Annotated in this window: 14 protein-coding genes; 6 read left to right on the forward strand and 8 right to left on the reverse strand. The window is 44.4% G+C overall.

Translation table 11 applies throughout. The annotated features are described in order from the left end of the window. Nucleotides 1–180: 180 nt before the first annotated feature. Entirely contained in the window at nt 181–1323 is a 1143-nt protein-coding gene (locus AAA938_RS15775; protein ID WP_338229716.1) for an ATP-binding protein, read from the forward strand. Between the two features lie 56 nt (nt 1324–1379). On the opposite strand, the gene clpB is transcribed toward AAA938_RS15775, so the two are convergent. From clpB to AAA938_RS15790, 3 genes are all read right to left on the reverse strand, one after another. Continuing rightward, on the reverse strand, nt 1380–4004 hold the full coding sequence (gene clpB / locus AAA938_RS15780) for an ATP-dependent chaperone ClpB (RefSeq protein WP_338229717.1): 2625 nt from the start codon (nt 4002–4004) through the stop codon (nt 1380–1382). A 172-nt stretch (nt 4005–4176) separates the two neighbouring features. Further along, nucleotides 4177–4677 (reverse strand): hypothetical protein, encoded by a 501-nt coding sequence (locus AAA938_RS15785; RefSeq protein WP_338229718.1) that lies wholly within the window; start codon nt 4675–4677, stop codon nt 4177–4179. Nucleotides 4678–4727: 50 nt separating this feature from the next. Further along, nucleotides 4728–5981 carry a dipeptidase gene (locus AAA938_RS15790; RefSeq protein WP_338229719.1) on the reverse strand — a complete coding sequence of 418 codons (1254 nt, stop codon included), beginning with the start codon at nt 5979–5981 and terminating at the stop codon, nt 4728–4730. A 171-nt stretch (nt 5982–6152) separates the two neighbouring features. Between AAA938_RS15790 and AAA938_RS15795 the strand changes: the two genes are divergently transcribed. From AAA938_RS15795 to AAA938_RS15815, 5 genes are all read left to right on the forward strand, one after another. Continuing rightward, a complete protein-coding gene (locus tag AAA938_RS15795; RefSeq protein ID WP_338229720.1) occupies nt 6153–7880 on the forward strand; it encodes an alpha/beta hydrolase-fold protein in 1728 nt (575 codons plus the stop codon). Nucleotides 7881–7883: 3 nt separating this feature from the next. Further along, complete coding sequence (locus AAA938_RS15800) at nt 7884–8774, forward strand: ATP-binding protein (RefSeq protein ID WP_338229721.1); 891 nt, start codon at nt 7884–7886, stop codon at nt 8772–8774. Nucleotides 8775–8960: 186 nt separating this feature from the next. After that, nucleotides 8961–9959 carry an acyl-ACP desaturase gene (locus tag AAA938_RS15805; protein ID WP_420915747.1) on the forward strand — a complete coding sequence of 333 codons (999 nt, stop codon included), beginning with the start codon at nt 8961–8963 and terminating at the stop codon, nt 9957–9959. A 64-nt stretch (nt 9960–10023) separates the two neighbouring features. Further along, nucleotides 10024–11322 (forward strand): Zn-dependent hydrolase, encoded by a 1299-nt coding sequence (locus AAA938_RS15810; RefSeq protein ID WP_338229722.1) that lies wholly within the window; start codon nt 10024–10026, stop codon nt 11320–11322. A gap of 67 nt (nt 11323–11389) precedes the next feature. Then, nucleotides 11390–12232, forward strand: coding sequence for a pirin family protein (locus AAA938_RS15815; protein WP_338229723.1), 843 nt, complete (start codon nt 11390–11392; stop codon nt 12230–12232). Here the strand turns inward: AAA938_RS15815 and AAA938_RS15820 are convergent, their stop codons facing one another. The 5 genes from AAA938_RS15820 to AAA938_RS15840 all read right to left on the reverse strand — a co-directional run bounded on the left by AAA938_RS15820 (nt 12233) and on the right by AAA938_RS15840 (nt 16033). Then, nucleotides 12233–12556, reverse strand: coding sequence for a hypothetical protein (locus AAA938_RS15820; RefSeq protein ID WP_338229724.1), 324 nt, complete (start codon nt 12554–12556; stop codon nt 12233–12235). Further along, nucleotides 12556–13098, reverse strand: coding sequence for a DUF2589 domain-containing protein (locus tag AAA938_RS15825; RefSeq protein WP_338229725.1), 543 nt, complete (start codon nt 13096–13098; stop codon nt 12556–12558). The genes AAA938_RS15820 and AAA938_RS15825 overlap by 1 nt, the downstream gene beginning before the upstream one ends. 11 nt (nt 13099–13109) lie before the next feature. Continuing rightward, complete coding sequence (locus AAA938_RS15830; RefSeq protein WP_338229726.1) at nt 13110–14261, reverse strand: hypothetical protein; 1152 nt, start codon at nt 14259–14261, stop codon at nt 13110–13112. A 42-nt stretch (nt 14262–14303) separates the two neighbouring features. Then, complete coding sequence (locus tag AAA938_RS15835) at nt 14304–14957, reverse strand: DUF2589 domain-containing protein (protein ID WP_338229727.1); 654 nt, start codon at nt 14955–14957, stop codon at nt 14304–14306. Between the two features lie 299 nt (nt 14958–15256). Continuing rightward, nucleotides 15257–16033 carry a Rossmann-like and DUF2520 domain-containing protein gene (locus tag AAA938_RS15840; RefSeq protein WP_338229728.1) on the reverse strand — a complete coding sequence of 259 codons (777 nt, stop codon included), beginning with the start codon at nt 16031–16033 and terminating at the stop codon, nt 15257–15259. Nucleotides 16034–16072 lie beyond the last annotated feature (39 nt).

Genomic DNA, 16072 nt, shown 5'->3' on the forward strand with positions numbered 1-16072 from the left:
AGCTTTTCCTAAAAGGAAGTAACTGACGGAATTTACATGAATTGCGTCAATTAATTGACTGAATTAACGTTAATTGCGTCAAATAACTGACGGAATTAACATAAATTACGTCAACTTAATTTGGATTTATTGAATGAATGAGTCAATTTTAGACTGATATTCAGTGATATAAGATATTTAATGGTAATTTATCCAAGAGCGATTCAGGAAGTTTTTGAAAAAAAGCTAAGACCCAACAAGGTGCTGATGCTGATCGGCCCAAGAAGAGTGGGAAAGACTGCCTTTATCCGAGACTATATTTCCCGGTGGAAAACTGAAGAAAGACTCACCATAAACGGCGATGACGTCACAGACGCGGCATTGGTTCAGGAAAGGTCTGTCGCAAATTATACCCGATTGCTAGCAGGTAAAAAACTCCTTGTCATCGACGAGGCGCAGCACATACCTGATATCGGAATGGCTTTAAAGCTTATCGTAGATACCATCGAGGGAATTCATGTGATCGCTACGGGATCTTCAGCTTTTGACCTTCATCAGCAAGTGGGTGAGCCATTGGTCGGACGGAAAAACACACTTTACCTTTTTCCTTTAGCTCAAATGGAATTCAAGGAGCGGGAAGATTATAAGACCACGTTGGAAAAACGTGAAGAGCGACTCATTTTTGGAGGCTATCCGGAGTTAAACCAATATCCGGACTGGAAAGATAAACAGGATTATCTCTACCAAATCATGAATGATTACCTACTGAAGGACATCTTGATGGTAGACGGAATCAGAAACTCAGAGAAGCTTTATTCCTTGCTGAGACTTATCGCCTTTCAAGTGGGGAAAGAAGTCTCACTAGAAGAGCTGGGCCGTCAACTCAGCATGTCCAAAAATACGGTAGAGCGATACTTGGATATGCTATCCAAAGTTTTTGTGGTATACCGAATAGGCGGATTCAGCAAAAATTTGAGAAAAGAAATAGTCAAAAACAGCCGTTGGTATTTTTATGACAATGGAGTACGAAATGCCTTGATTCAGAACTTCAATCGTCTGAATCTAAGAATGGATGTAGGAGAACTTTGGGAAAATTATTTGGCAGCTGAACGCCTGAAATTCCAGAGCTATACTCAAATGCGCTGCAATAATTACTTCTGGAGAACTTACGATCAGCAAGAATTGGATTGGGTGGAAGAAGAAGGTGATCAATTACGAAGCTATGAATTCAAATACTCCCTGAATAAATCGCCAAAAGCGCCGGCTGCTTGGTCAAAAGCCTATCCTAAAGCGCACTTTGAAGTGATTCATTCGGGGAATTACCTGGATTGGATTGGGGGGTGAAAAGAACCCCCGACCTCTATTAGAGGCCGGGGGTGAAATATGATCAGTATTTTAGCTTACTCCACCTCGACAGCAGCATCTACATTCTTAAAGTATACCTGCTTGTCGGCATCCAAGTCAACCAAAACAGCTGAGTCATTTTTGATGTAGCCTGCCAAAATCTGCTTGGAAAGCTCATTCAAGATCAATCGCTGCATGGTTCTCTTCAGCGGTCTTGCACCAAACTGTGGATCGAAGCCGACTTCGCCCAGATAATCCAAAACTTCTTTGGTCGCCTCAATTTCAATATGGGATTCGGCCAATCGTTTTTGAATCTCTCTCCATTGGATATCCACGATCTTACGAATGATCTGCTTGTTCAGCGGCTCAAACATGATCGTTTCATCTATTCGGTTGAGGAATTCTGGTCGTACAGACTTTTTGAGCAGGTCAAATACTTCCGCTTTGGTTTTTTCCAAAACCTCTTCCTTATTCCACTCCTCCATTTCGGCAAATCGCTCCTGAATCAGATGAGAGCCAATATTGGTCGTCAGGATAATGATCGTGTTTTTGAAATTGGCAATTCGGCCTTTATTATCGGTCAATCGGCCATCGTCAAGCACTTGCAACAAGATGTTGAAGACATCCGGGTGAGCCTTTTCGATCTCATCGAGCAAGATGACAGAGTAAGGCTTTCTTCTCACCGCTTCTGTCAACTGACCGCCTTCATCGTAGCCTACGTATCCCGGAGGCGCTCCCACCAATCGACTGACGGCATGTCTTTCTTGGTATTCTGACATATCAATTCGGACCATGGCATTCTCGTCATTGAAGAGATATTCAGCTAAGGCTTTGGCCAGCTCGGTCTTACCCACACCGGTTGTACCCATGAAGATAAAACTACCAATAGGACGCTTCGGATCCTGCAGACCTGCTCGGCTTCGACGTACGGCATCAGAAAGCGCTGCAATGGCTTCTTTTTGACCGGCAACTCTTTTTCCAAGCTCATCTTCAAGATGAAGCAATTTTTCCCGCTCGGATTGAACCATTTTGCTGACAGGAATTCCAGTCCATTTAGACACAACTGCAGCGATATCTTCATTATCCACTTCCTCTTTGAGAAGCGGCGAACCAGCCTGCATTTCCGCCAATTGGGATTTAAAGGATTCCAACTTCTTCTCAGACTCTACGATTTTGCCATACCGGATTTCGGCTACTTTGCCAAAATCCCCTGCCCGTTCGGCTTGCTCAGCTTCCAGTTTGAACTTGTCGATATTCTCTTTTTCGCGCTGAATGCCCATGATGACGGCTTTCTCGCTTTCCCACTTGGCTTTGACGGACTGTCTTTTTTCTCCTAATTCAGCGATCTCTTTGCTCAGAATCGCTTCCTTGTCTTTGTTATTTTCTCTTCGAATTGCCTCCCGTTCGATCTCCAACTGCATGATTCTACGGTTGAGTTCATCGAGTTCTTGAGGAAGAGAGTCGATCTCCATTCTCAGTTTGGCGGCTGCCTCGTCCATCAAGTCAATGGCTTTGTCCGGCAAGAAGCGGTCTGAAATGTATCGCTGAGACAATTCCACTGCGGCAATCACCGCATCGTCCTTGATTCGTACCCCATGGTGAAGCTCATATTTATCCTTAATGCCTCGAAGGATTGAAATGGCGTCTGCTGCATCCGGTTCATCCACGATCACGGCTTGGAATCTTCGCTCCAATGCTTTGTCCTTCTCGATGTACTTTTGGTACTCCTTCAGGGTAGTCGCACCGATGGCATGGAGTTCACCACGTGCCAAAGCAGGCTTGAGCAAGTTGGCTGCATCCATAGCACCTTCTCCTCCACCTCCGGCACCGATCAAGGTGTGAATCTCATCGATAAAGAGAATAATCTCCCCATCAGAATCGGTCACTTCCTTGATTACTGCCTTCAGTCGCTCCTCAAATTCTCCCTTGTATTTGGCGCCTGCGACTAGCAAGCCCATATCCAGAGAGATCAAGGTTTTACTTTTCAGATTTTCCGGCACGTCACCGGAGACGATACGTTGTGCCAACCCTTCGACGATCGCTGTCTTACCCACACCGGGTTCTCCGAGGAGAATGGGGTTGTTTTTGGTACGTCTAGCGAGGATCTGCAGCACCCGTCTGATTTCTTCATCTCGGCCAATTACCGGGTCGATTTTACCCTTTTTGGCCAATTCGTTCAGGTTTTTGGAGTATTTCTCCAAAGCCCTGTACTTGCTTTCTGCGTTGGGATCAGTCACTTTATTTCCTTTTCTTAATTCCTTAATCGCTTCGATCAGGGGCTTTTCAGAAATGCCCTGATCTTTCAACAGTTGGGCAGTAGCCTCGCTACCCGCCAAAATCCCCAAGAGCAAATGCTCAATAGCGACATATTCATCCCCAAAAGTCTTAAGATAATCCTTTGCCTTAGTCAAAGCCTGATTGGCTGCCCCAGATAGATAAGGCTGCTGATTGGCTCCGCTGACTTTGGGAAGTTTTCCCAATTGCTCTTCAAGCTTTTGGGTTAGTTGTTGCTTATTGGCACCGAGTTTTTTAAAGACAAAATCGGTGACATTCTCATCTTCGGAGAAAATCCCTTTGAGCAGATGAGCTGACTCGATATTGGGTTGGCCCGAAGCCATGGCCAACTCAGCTGCTTTTTGGATAGCCTCCTGAGATTTAATGGTGAATTGCTTGAAATCCATTATTGTTGTTAGTGGTTTAGTGTTCTGGATTTCCAAGGATCAAAACCTTCGCCAAGTAAAAAATCTGGCCATTTTGTCCGAATTCGATCAATTCAAAGTGAGTTTTCAGAAAATATGGCAGAAAAAAAGCCCCAATCATTAATTAGGGCTCTTTGCAAATTTGGACAGCGATTTAATTCCCAGATTTTAATAATTCTTTGGCTGATGGTGCTTTTTTATTTCCTCCATGATCAGGATGAATAAACGTGTGGAAAAATAGACGAACAAAATACTTTTCCTGAGTTTGAAATACCTGACTCATTCCATCGGTGATAGTATATAGAGTTTCCTCGTCTTGAGCTTCCAACCAATCTTGATCAAGAGCTTTAAACATTCTAGCGACCGGCACATATGTGCCATCTGCTTTTTGGACTGAAACTGGCCGAGTGATTTTTCCTCCCTGAACATTGGTTTTCGCCATATAGCATTCACTTCTACCCTGATTAATAACCACCATCACTACTTCATGCTCTCCATCAGGGACCTCATACGCACCTCGATCATGGAAGGAAATATAATAATCTGAATAACAACCCTGGATTCCAGAGGCAAAGATGCTTTCGGCTCCTTGGCTTTGACCAAATCCCTGAAGGGAGGCGACAAAAACAAAAACGATAAATAGAAGTGATTTCATAGAAATTATAGCTTGATTTTTGGAAATCAAAATTTAATTATTTTTTTCATTCATCCTCCTTGTTGAGCCGCATAATCCTCTACCGCTTTCCAAACACGGAAAACATTTTTATAGCAGATCTTCTCGATATCCTCTTTGGAATATCCTCTTTTTAATAATTCTGCGATCAGATTGGGGAACATCGACACATCCTTCAGTCCAGTAGGCAAAGAATCTCCCACACCATCAAAATCTGACCCGAAACCCACATAATCAATCCCTACCAAATTCACCACATGATCGATATGGTCTGCTACTCGCTGTACAGTTGGGAAAGGATTGTTTGCTGCAGCATAAGCTTCTGCATATGCTCTAAATGCAGAATCTGATCTGCTCAGGTTATTTTCTGCCATGTAATTGACCAAATGCTCCCGGACCTTGGCAGAACCAGCTGCGTAGGCGGAGTCTATGAAACTACCTCCAAAATTGATCATCATCACACCTCCATTTTTGGCCATAGCTTGGATGAGTTCGTCACTCATATTCCGCTCAAAACCCGGAGTAAATTTTCTGACGGAAGAATGGGAGGCGATCACGGGCACTTTGGTGATGGCCAAAGCATCGCGAAAGGTATTGTCCGAAACGTGGCTCAAATCCACCATAATTCCTACTCGATTCATCTCAGCCACTACCTTTTCTCCAAATTCGCTTAGGCCTCCATGAGTCCCTGTGGTATCATAGCTGGCATCACCGATCAGGTTATCCTTGCCGTGAGTCAAGGTGATGTATCGAATTCCTCGCTTTTGGAAATACTCGACATTGGCCAGGTCATCTTCTATCCCGGCACCGTTTTCCATCCCCATAGGAAGAGAAATAAGCCCCTTGGCAAAATTGGCCTCTATTTCGGCCGGGCTGTAAGCCATGGCAAACTTGTCCGGAAATGTGGCTGCCAATCTCTCAGTCATCAATATTAGAGAATCTGCCAAAGCCTTTGAAGCTCCCGGCATAGCTTGGTTTCCTGCAGGAATATAAATCGACATAAAGGGAGCATCCAAGCCCCCCTCCTTGGAGCGGGGATAGTCAAAATTCCCGTCAGGAGTACGGACGGAAACATCCAAAATTTCCCGCTGAAGGGTAAATCCTCCTACTTTCATCCGATAGGGCAAGTCCACATGTCCATCTACCATGATGGTGGATTGGGCTATCTCTTTGGCTACTTCCAAGCGCTCGGCATCGGAAAGTTGGGTGTAGTCGATTTCCGGACTTTTAGTTTCGCAGGAAAAGATCATCCCTGCTAAAGCGATCAGGCTAAGGTATTTTTTCATAAGGCGGTTTTTTTCACTTCTAAAAATAGAAGTATTCTGAAGTCGGTTGACAAAATATCCATAAATGGCTAATAAAGCAGAATATACTTGGCTTACCTACGGGTATAAAGCCATAGGATCGAAATAAAAGATGGATTTTGTGTAAATTTCCTTTCTACCAACCCATCAATCATGAAAGACTTATCCGGACTCTTTCTACTCCTCTTTTTCTTGGCTTCCTGCCAAACTAGCCAAGATTCCCCGATTTCAATATCCATCGATGAATCCCTACAGGGAGACCTGCAAGATGGCCGACTCCTGCTCATTTTCTCCACCAATCATGAAGCTGAACCGCGATTTGGGATCAGCGACAATGTCGGAACCAATCAGGTTTTCGGGATGGATTTTGAAAATTACCAAGCTGGACAACCTTTGGTTTTTGACATGGAGAGTTTTGGATACCCGATCGAAAGTATAGCTGATATTCCTGCAGGAGAATACACGGTTCAAGCTTTCATCCAGAAATATGAAACTTTTTCCCGCGCTGATGGGCACACAGTTAAGCTTCCCATGGACCAAGGAGAGGGAAGACAGTGGGCTCGAGCTCCAAAAAACATCTACTCCACCCCACAAAAAATTAGTTGGGAAAATGGAAAATCACTTTCACTAACCATAGATCAGATCATCCCTGCAGTCACCGAACCGGAAGACACCCAATACATCAAGCATATCAAAATCAAATCAGAGAAGTTGTCTGAATTTTGGGGTAGGGATATGTACTTGGGAGCTCATGTCCTGCTTCCAGAAGGCTTTGAGGAAAATCCCAATCAATATTATCCCCTGATGATTTACCATGGCCACTTTCCATCTGACTTTGGAGGATTCCGTACAAGTCCTCCTGACCCCGACTTGGGAGAGGATGACTACAGCGCAAGATTTGGGATCTATGGCTATGAGAAAATGCAGCAGCAGGAAGCCTATGATTTCTATCAGCAATGGATTTCTCCGGACTTCAAGCGATTCATTGTCATCGAAATCCAGCACGCCAACCCCTACTACGATGACAGCTACGCGGTGAATTCCGCCAACCTAGGACCTTATGGAGATGCTATCACTTATGAATTGATCCCATACATCGAGCAGCAGTTTCGAGGAATCGGAGAAGGATGGGCCCGGTTTCTCTATGGAGGGTCTACTGGTGGATGGGAGGCCTTGGCTGTGCAGGTTTTTTACCCAGACGAATACAATGGCTGCTTTGCCGCCTGTCCAGATCCGATTGACTTCAGGGCCTACACCTCTATCAACCTTTATGAAGACAAAAATGCCTATTACAAAGAGGGGCATTTCAGAAAGACTCCACGTCCCGGTCATCGCAACTATCTGGGACATGTCAATGCCATGGTCAAAGACATGAATCATCGGGAACTGGCATTAGGGGGAGAAAAAAGCCGCTCCGGGGATCAATTCGATATTTGGCAGGCAGTCTATTCCCCGGTGGGAGAGGATGGATATCCGAAGCCAATCTGGGATAAGTACACTGGTGAAATCGACTCGGAAGTAGCCGCTTATTGGAGAGAAAACTTCGACCTCCGCTACATTATGGAAAGGGATTGGGCCACTTTAGGTCCCAAACTGGAAGGGAAAATCAGGATTTATTGCGGAGACATGGACAATTACTATCTCAATAATGCAGTCTACCTAACGGAGGAATTTTTGGAAAAAACGGAGAACCCTTTTTACGCCGGAGAGGTTGCTTATGGTGATCGGGCCGAGCACTGCTGGAACGGGGATCCGAATTTACCCAATTACATCACCCGACTGCGATACAATACCATGTATTTGGATAAAATTGCAAATCGCCTTCGGCAAACAGCCCCACCTTCTTTTAATCAAAACAACTGGACACTAACCAAAAACTAAACAATGAAAACCACATTAAAATCAGGAATTCTTTTCGCAAGTGCCATCTTGGCCTTTGCCCAATGCTCTGCTCCAAAAAGCGGTAGCAACGAGGAAATGGCTTCAGCAGATAGCACAGTTGTAAAAAATCCAAGCCTGACTCTCCTTTGGGAGACTCCTGCAGAGTTGATCACCAATGAATCGGTCCTTTTTGACCAATCTAGTGGCCAGCTTTATGTCTCCAATATCGGAGGAATGGATCCACTTGAAAAGGACGGCAAAGGTTCGATAGCTATCGTTTCTACTTCAGGAGAAATCATCAACCCAGCATGGGTGACCGGACTAAATGCTCCTAAAGGAATGGCTATTTCCGATGGAAAGCTGTACGTGACAGACATCGATGAATTTGTGGAAATTGATATCGCTACAGCAGCAATATCAAACAAGTGGAAAATAGAGGGAGCGCAGTTTCTCAATGACGTGGCAGCACACGAAGGAACCGTTTACTTTACCGACATGAATACAGGCAAAGTTCACGCTTATGCGGACGGATCTATTTCCACTATCTCGGAAGGAAATACCTCTATCAACGGGATAGCAGTGGCCAATGACGGTACTATCTATGGATTGGACGGATCCGGATTGAAAAAATGGAATGCAGATGGCTCCACTACTATTATTAACTCAACAGTAACAGGAGGCGATGGCCTGATTATCATGGGAGACGGTAACTTTGTTGCCTCAAGATGGCAGGGAGAAATTTGGTTTGCCTCGGCTGATGGCGAAACCAACATGCTGGATACTAAAGCTGCAGAGTCGAACACTGCCGACATTGGCTATAACCCTTCCGAAAAAGTAGTTTACGTCCCTACTTTTTTCAAAAACAAAGTAGCGGCTTACAAATTGGATTATTAATCCCAACTTATTCTTCAAGAAAGGGGGGCTGATTCAGCTCCCTTTTTTGTTTCCAAGTAGATTTAAATCCATTCATGGAAACTCAAATAAGGATTAGAGTTTTTCCATATCGATTCTGCTTTATTGTCCTTACCTTTATATTGATTCTAGATAATAACCCGAAGAGAATCAGGTAACCCGAATATTATGAGTTCAAAACCTATCAATTACGAACTGGAAAAAAACATGGAAGTGATCTCCCAACTGGATGATGTGGTAGGTCATGCAGTAGACACGATCCTGGTGGACCCCGATGACTGCTGGCAACCTTCCGACTTCCTTCCTGATCTTTCCAACCCTGAAGCTTTGGAAGACATCAAACTTTTACAGCAAAGAGCAGAAGGAATTCCTGACACCGTACTGACTTCCCTTGTAGGCAATATGATTACTGAGGAGGCACTTCCTTCTTACCAGACATATTTCAACCTTCTGGAAGGAATCAATGATGAAAGAAGCCTGCTTTCTCCTTCTGGCTGGGTGAGGTGGTCCAAAGCTTGGACTGCGGAAGAAAACCGTCACGGGGATTTGTTGAACAAATATCTTTATCTGACAGGAAGAGTAGATATGAAAGCGGTTGAGCGTACCATCCATAGATTGATTTCCAATGGATTCGACCCCAAATCCGAATCTGACCCATATCAGGCGATGATTTATACTTCCTTTCAGGAAAGAGCTACCAAAATTTCCCATGTAAACACAGGAAAACTGGCAGACAAAGCAGGAGACCATGTCTTGGCAAGAATCTGCAAGACTATCGCCGGAGACGAGGCAAGGCACGAGAAGGCATACAAAACTTTTATGTCCAAAATTTTTGAAATCGACCCGAGCGGTGCCATGCTTGCTTTTGAGAAGATGATGAGAAAGCAAATCGTCATGCCTGCGGTGCTGATGGGTGAGGGAGGCAATAGACAATCCCTTTACAAGGATTTTTCAGAGATCACTCAAAAAGTCGGTATTTATACAGGCTGGGATTATGCACGAATCATTCAGCATTTGGTAGACCATTGGAAAGTAGAAGCTGTGACTGGTCTAAATGATCTGGCTTCCAAAGCCCAGGATTACCTCGCTAATTTGGCAGACCGATACATGAGATTGGCAGACCGAATGAAAGCCCCTGACGAAGTCAAGCTTGCCTGGCTAAAATAAACTTAAAAGTCCTTCTGAAAAGAGGGACTTTTTTTGTATTTCCTGATCCCTTTGCCATCCAAATATGAAAAAACCAATATCCCTCCTTCTTATGACTTGCCTTTTCCTCTACCATGGAAGAGGTAAGGCTCAAGACTTCAGAGTAAATGAAGACAGACTGCATTCCACTTTGATGACATTATCCACCTATGGCAAAAATGAAAAAGGAGGCAGCGACCGGATTGCCTATTCCAGCCATGATGTTGAAGCCCGCGACTACGTCAAGGAGCTCATGATAAAGGCCGGGATGGAAGTCAGTGTGGATTTTGCAGGAAATATTATTGGCAGAAGACCAGGAAGAAACCCGGAAATGAAGCCAATTTCTTTTGGCTCCCATATCGACGAAGTCCCAAATGGAGGAGACTATGACGGTCCAGTCGGATCTTTGGCAGCCATTGAGGTGGTCCAAACTCTGGCAGAAAACAGACTATATACCGATCACCCACTGGAGGTCATCATTTTCACCAACGAAGAGGGAGGAGTGGTTGGCAGCCGGGCGATCGTCGGAGCCTTGAGCCAAGAGGCGATTCAGGTGGTAAGCAATGCCGGAGTGACTCAGGCTGAAGGAATAAAGCTTCTTGGAGGCAATCCGGAAAGAATCCCTGAAATAAAGCGAAATCCAGGTGATATAGCCGCTTTTTTGGAACTGCACATCGAGCAAGGCGGAAATCTTTATAATGAAAAACTGGATATCGGTGTGGTCGAAGGCATAGTCGCTATCGAGTGGTGGGAGATTTCGTTCAAGGGCAAGGCCAATCATGCCGGCACTACGCCCATGGATATGCGAAAAGACCCCATGCTTCCGGCGGCGGAGTTAATCTTGGAAGTCAACCGGATTGTTAATTCTTTCGAAGGGAGACAAGTCGGGACGGTCGGTAAAATTCAAGCTTTTCCTGGGGCTGGAAATGTGATCCCGGGAGAAGTAAAACTCAACCTGGAAATCAGAGACCTTTCTTCTGAAAAAATCTGGACGATCTACAAGGAAATCGAAGCCAAAGCCAAGGAATTAGCCGAAAAAAGCGAAACTCAACTCGATATCAACCATATAGAAGTGGCAAGCAAACCGGCCTTGGCAGACCCAATGATCCGTGAGATCATTCAGAAAGAAGCAGAAAAGTTAGGGTTGACCACCAAAAGTCTTCCAAGCGGAGCAGGCCATGATGCACAGGAGATGGCTAGAATAGCCCCGATGGGAATGATTTTTATCCCTAGCAAAGATGGCATCAGTCATGCACCCGAAGAATACTCCTCAAAGAAGGATATAGCGAATGGAGCTAACGTCCTTTTAAATACCATTCTGACGTTGGACAGAACCTTAAAGTAAAAATCATATCGAAAGAAAACTTTTTTCGCTTTTTTCCAATTAAATGTCTATACAACTATTTCCAATCATGAGACAAATCAAGAAAATCCATAAAGCGGAGTACCGACCAATTGACGATCTAGTCACCTACAGCCCAATGCCGACCCGCTCTCTTTCCATGATTGACCCGTTTTTATTTCTGAATCACCATGGATTGCAGACTTATCCCCAGCATAATCACGGGTTGCCATTCGGTCCACATCCGCACAGAGGGATGGAAACCGTAACCTTTATTTTGGAAGGAGACATCATGCATTCGGATTCTACAGGAAAAAATTCGGTAATCGGACCTGGAGGAGTACAATACATGACAGCTGGAAAAGGCTTGATCCATGCCGAAGTTTCCAGTCCGGAGTTTAAGCGTAAAGGAGGAGAATTGGAAATTCTTCAGCTGTGGTTGAACCTCCCCGCTTCCAAGAAAATGATTGCTCCCAAATATAAAGGTTTACAAAAGGAAGAAATACCCTTTTTCGAACTCGACCAAGGAAAGGTGCGAGTTCAGCAGTTGTTTGGAGAATGGAACGGAGTGAAGGGGGCATTTGAGGGTAATTTTCCTATTCAAATGAGCACAATCTACCTGGACAAGGGAGGGAGATTTGAAAAGGTCGTTCCTGCCCCCGAAAATGTCTTTTTCTATATCGTCAGAGGAGAGCTAAAAGTTAATGGAGAGGAGCTGGTCATGAGACATTTGATCGAGTTTGCCAATACTGGAGAAAAAATAGCCGTGGAGGCGTTGGAAGACTCAATCTTGATTTTGGGCCATGCCTTGCCATTTAATGAGCCTGTAGTAGCTCAGGGTCCTTTTGTGATGAATACTCAACAGCAGATTTACGAGGCTTATCAAGATTACCAAGCTGGAAAATTTGCCTGATCAGTTCAGTTGATTGTCTGATCTGATTTTCTCAGCCTGATCCAGACCATCCTGCAATCTCCTCAGAGATTCTATGGATTGTCTGGATTTTTCTTGATCAATAGTCAGCTCCAATCCACATCCGTGGCAAAGTACCGGCTCATAATTGATCAAAGAAGCGATGCTGATGACCAGCTTGGTACCACACTCCGGACAGGATAAACCCGGCTGTCGAGCCACTTCCACGATGGGAGTTTTCTCAGGCTCAGCAGGTTGGGATTCCTTTTTCCCCACCCCAAACCAGCTTAGAATTCGATCTTTGAAGGTAATTATCCAATTGGCCATTAGGTCTCTTTATTTGCGTTATCCAAAATATTCAGAAGTTGGACCATCCCGATTGCAGGTTCAGCTTGGGCAAGTCGGATTTTGACATTCATATTGGCCGTGGCAGCCTGAGTAGTATTGGGCTGATTAGGAACTGGCTTTTTCCCGAATATTCCTTTCAGTCTGAGCGAACTTGTATCTCCAATAAATTTATTCCCAATGGAACCTCCGCTTTTGGGAGTACTTGCAGATTGGTCAGGCTGAGACAGCGCCAAATCAAACTCTATTTCTGCCTCAGCTACTTTCAAGGATGGAATTGGTATAATAGTCAATAAAGGGACCGCTATTTTGGCAGTTTTGGAAGAACCGTCAGCCTCCACCTTTTGATAGGTAAAAATGATGTTTCTTACCTCCCCGAAGTCCTCATCAGTAGATGTGGATGTCTTTGAAAACCCTACTTCTTGGATAAACTCAGCAGTTGCCTTTGCCGCAATTGCCTCTGCCTGGACTACTGCAGCCAAAGGGGCTCCCAGCAGGTCAGAAATATATCTTGGTGTGATCATGATATCAGGGATTAAAGAATGGAAGTTTTGTTTTCGTCATCCAGCAGGGTAAAATCTTGGGAGCCTAGCGTAAACTTAATGGTCGCAATACTCTCTGGCTTGGCTTTGCTGATCGCTTCGCTATCCACTGAGACCTGAAGCTTGGTGACCACATTTTCAGAGAGAATTTTACTGGCAGAACTTTCGAATAAGGGAATTTTTTTTGCCAAAATTCGCTCTGCCAACTGAACCATAGCCCGGTCCTCCTCAAAATCATCCTTTGGATTAGGTGGTGGATTGTTACCCCCCGGACGTCTGACAGCAGATACTCCTCCCATCCACACTGGCTTGATTGCGGTGGACTTGTTGATAGCTAGTGCTTTTTCGGAAACGGACTTGTCAAAGAATGCTTTGGAATTAGCCGAGCCTATTTTTTGGGAGGATGCGATGATTTCCACTTCTTTATTCCCAACCTTTACTTTGGCAATCTCAGTTTTGGTATCCGTGTCTTTTTTGATTGCACCGACTTCCACTTTTCCTTTTTTCAAAGACTCCGAGAAAAGCTTTGCCTCTGCCAATGCTTTAGCGCTGTCATCAAAGCGCTCATTGATGGTGAATTCAGATTGCCCCTTTTTATCCAAGCCTATCACCTGGAATTCCCCGGTTTCCAAAGGAACAACTGCTAAGGATGGGCTTTTCTGCACGACTGGAAATAAAGGCTGCAAACTTTTAGTGAATGAATCCTTCACCAAGGCAGTCATTTTGATAGGGTCATTGGTTTTGATCCCCTCGAGAAGGGTATCCTCGATTTGCTCTGAAAGGGATTTTTCCCATTCATCGGATGGATAGGAATTGCCCAGTCCTTTGTATAGCTCGTTGGTCTGAGTCAGACTTTTCACCTGAGATTTGATTTCGGCCGCCGTCTCTTTGGAAAAAACCGCTGCCAAATCCGCCAATCTTTGCTTGGAAAGGGCTGGATTGGCCGGTTTTTCCTCTACCCCAGTCACGGCATATTTGATTTCCACTTCCAGATTTTGTATTCCGATTCTGGGCACTGGAAAATATCTAAGAATCTGATCGGAGGCGTAGGCTTTGGCTATTTCTCTGGAGGCCTCATCGGCTTTGGATTTGGCCTCATTGATATCGCTGAGTATAGACGCAATTATTCCATTTAACTGGCTCATAGTCAAGTAGGGGTTTAAAATGAAAAAAAGAGGGAGGGTGAATTACCCCCCTCCTCCGCCACCAGCTGCTGGTTTTTCCAAAATAGCCTGCTCCATGATATCCAAAACTTTGGCAAGTCCGGCTGGCATTTCGTCTTGGACAGCCTTCACCTGAATATCCATGGTGTATTGAGTAGAAGTATTGACTTTGTTGCTTTGATGACTGCTCCAATTGTTTCGAGTAGACACCTTAGCATTCAGATTAAACTTTACCGGAGAGAAGAATCCGCCCGCCTTAAAGCTCATGGTCGTATCCGTAGCGACACTGCCACTGCTGGCACTTCCACTTTTGTACTCTTGCTGCTCGGTGATGTTTGCTGTGAATTGGATAGTCATCTCCTGAATCCGGATAAAAGGAATCGGTACAATCGTAAGGATGGGTACGGTAAGGGCTACCGTTTCTTCTCCGGCATCATTTCCGCCAGAGCTCCCTCCTGCGGTTTTTCTTGTGTATCGGAAAGTGACATTGCGTACATCACCAAGGGTTTCGTCTTGGTCACCATTTTGCTCTTCCGGGGCTGACTTAAAACCTACCTCTTTAATGAAGTTCACTGTAGACTTTGCGGCGAGGCCTTGTGATTGGATTGCCGCGACCATTGGGCCTCCTATGATTCTGCCAAAGGGCAGAGAGCGGAGGGTTCGATTTACATAACTCATAGTAAAATTATTTATGGTGGAAAAAAAAGAAATTCAAAAATCAAAGGGTCCAAAAGGACTAAATCGAGTACTAAACAGCTGGAAGTAAGGAATTTAAATTTGAAATGTCAAGGAAAAAAGGGGTTAATACTTTTCACCAACCGTATCATTTGAAAAACTTAATTGACTAAAATAATATTTATACGGAATTAAATTTCAAAATAAAACAATAGTGCCAAATAAAATTAATTCACTTAACTCATTAAAAAGGCATTCTGACTTAAATCAAGGCCATTAAGCCTATTTAACTATTAAATTGATCAGGAAGCATCAATAATATCCTGAGAAATGAGCCTGTAAATTTCAGCCACTTGCTCATTGTAATTCAAAAATCGAAAATGCTCTTCCAAGGTCTCATAATCCTCTCTCACTGCCGGACCCGTTTGAGCTTTTTTTGCCCCAATTTGAAGGCTTTTGGAAATGGTTTCAATGATTAACGGCTTGAGCATCTCAAAATCCAATCCCTGCCTTCGCATGATTTCCTCAGCAATTCTGATCATATGATTAGAAAAATTGCTGGCAAAAACAGCTGCGATATGTACAGCCTTTCGGTCTTTGGACCGGACCGTATAAACCAAAGGAGAGAGGCTTTTGGCCAGCTTCTTCAACTTCTGAAGCGTTTCCTCATCTTCCGTTTCCAATAGGAACGGAACCTCGTCCATTTCGATTTTTTTTCCTTTAGTAAACGACTGAAGAGGGTAAAAAATACCTGTAAAACTTGCTGAACTGTAGCCTAAAATATCCAAAGGCATGGTCCCAGAAGTATGGACAAGGATGCTTCCTTCAGGAAGAATTACCGCATCAGCCACTTCGGGGATGGCAGAATCCTTTACTGCCAAAATAAATATTTGAGCTATACTCTCTGAAAAATCCAAATCATCTTTAGCCTCGGCGGAGTAAACCCGTTCCGTCACTTCAATGGCTTTAGCCAGATCACGAGAATATACTTCGGTAACCTCATGGCCGGCATCTTCCAATGCTGGCGCGAGCTGCCAAGCCACGTTTCCTGCTCCTATCAGGGCTATTTTAAACTTCATGATGGAAGTAAGGGATTTTTACACAAAAGAAAAAGTCAC

Source organism: Algoriphagus taiwanensis, from assembly GCF_036245645.1.
Taxonomy (GTDB): domain Bacteria; phylum Bacteroidota; class Bacteroidia; order Cytophagales; family Cyclobacteriaceae; genus Algoriphagus; species Algoriphagus taiwanensis.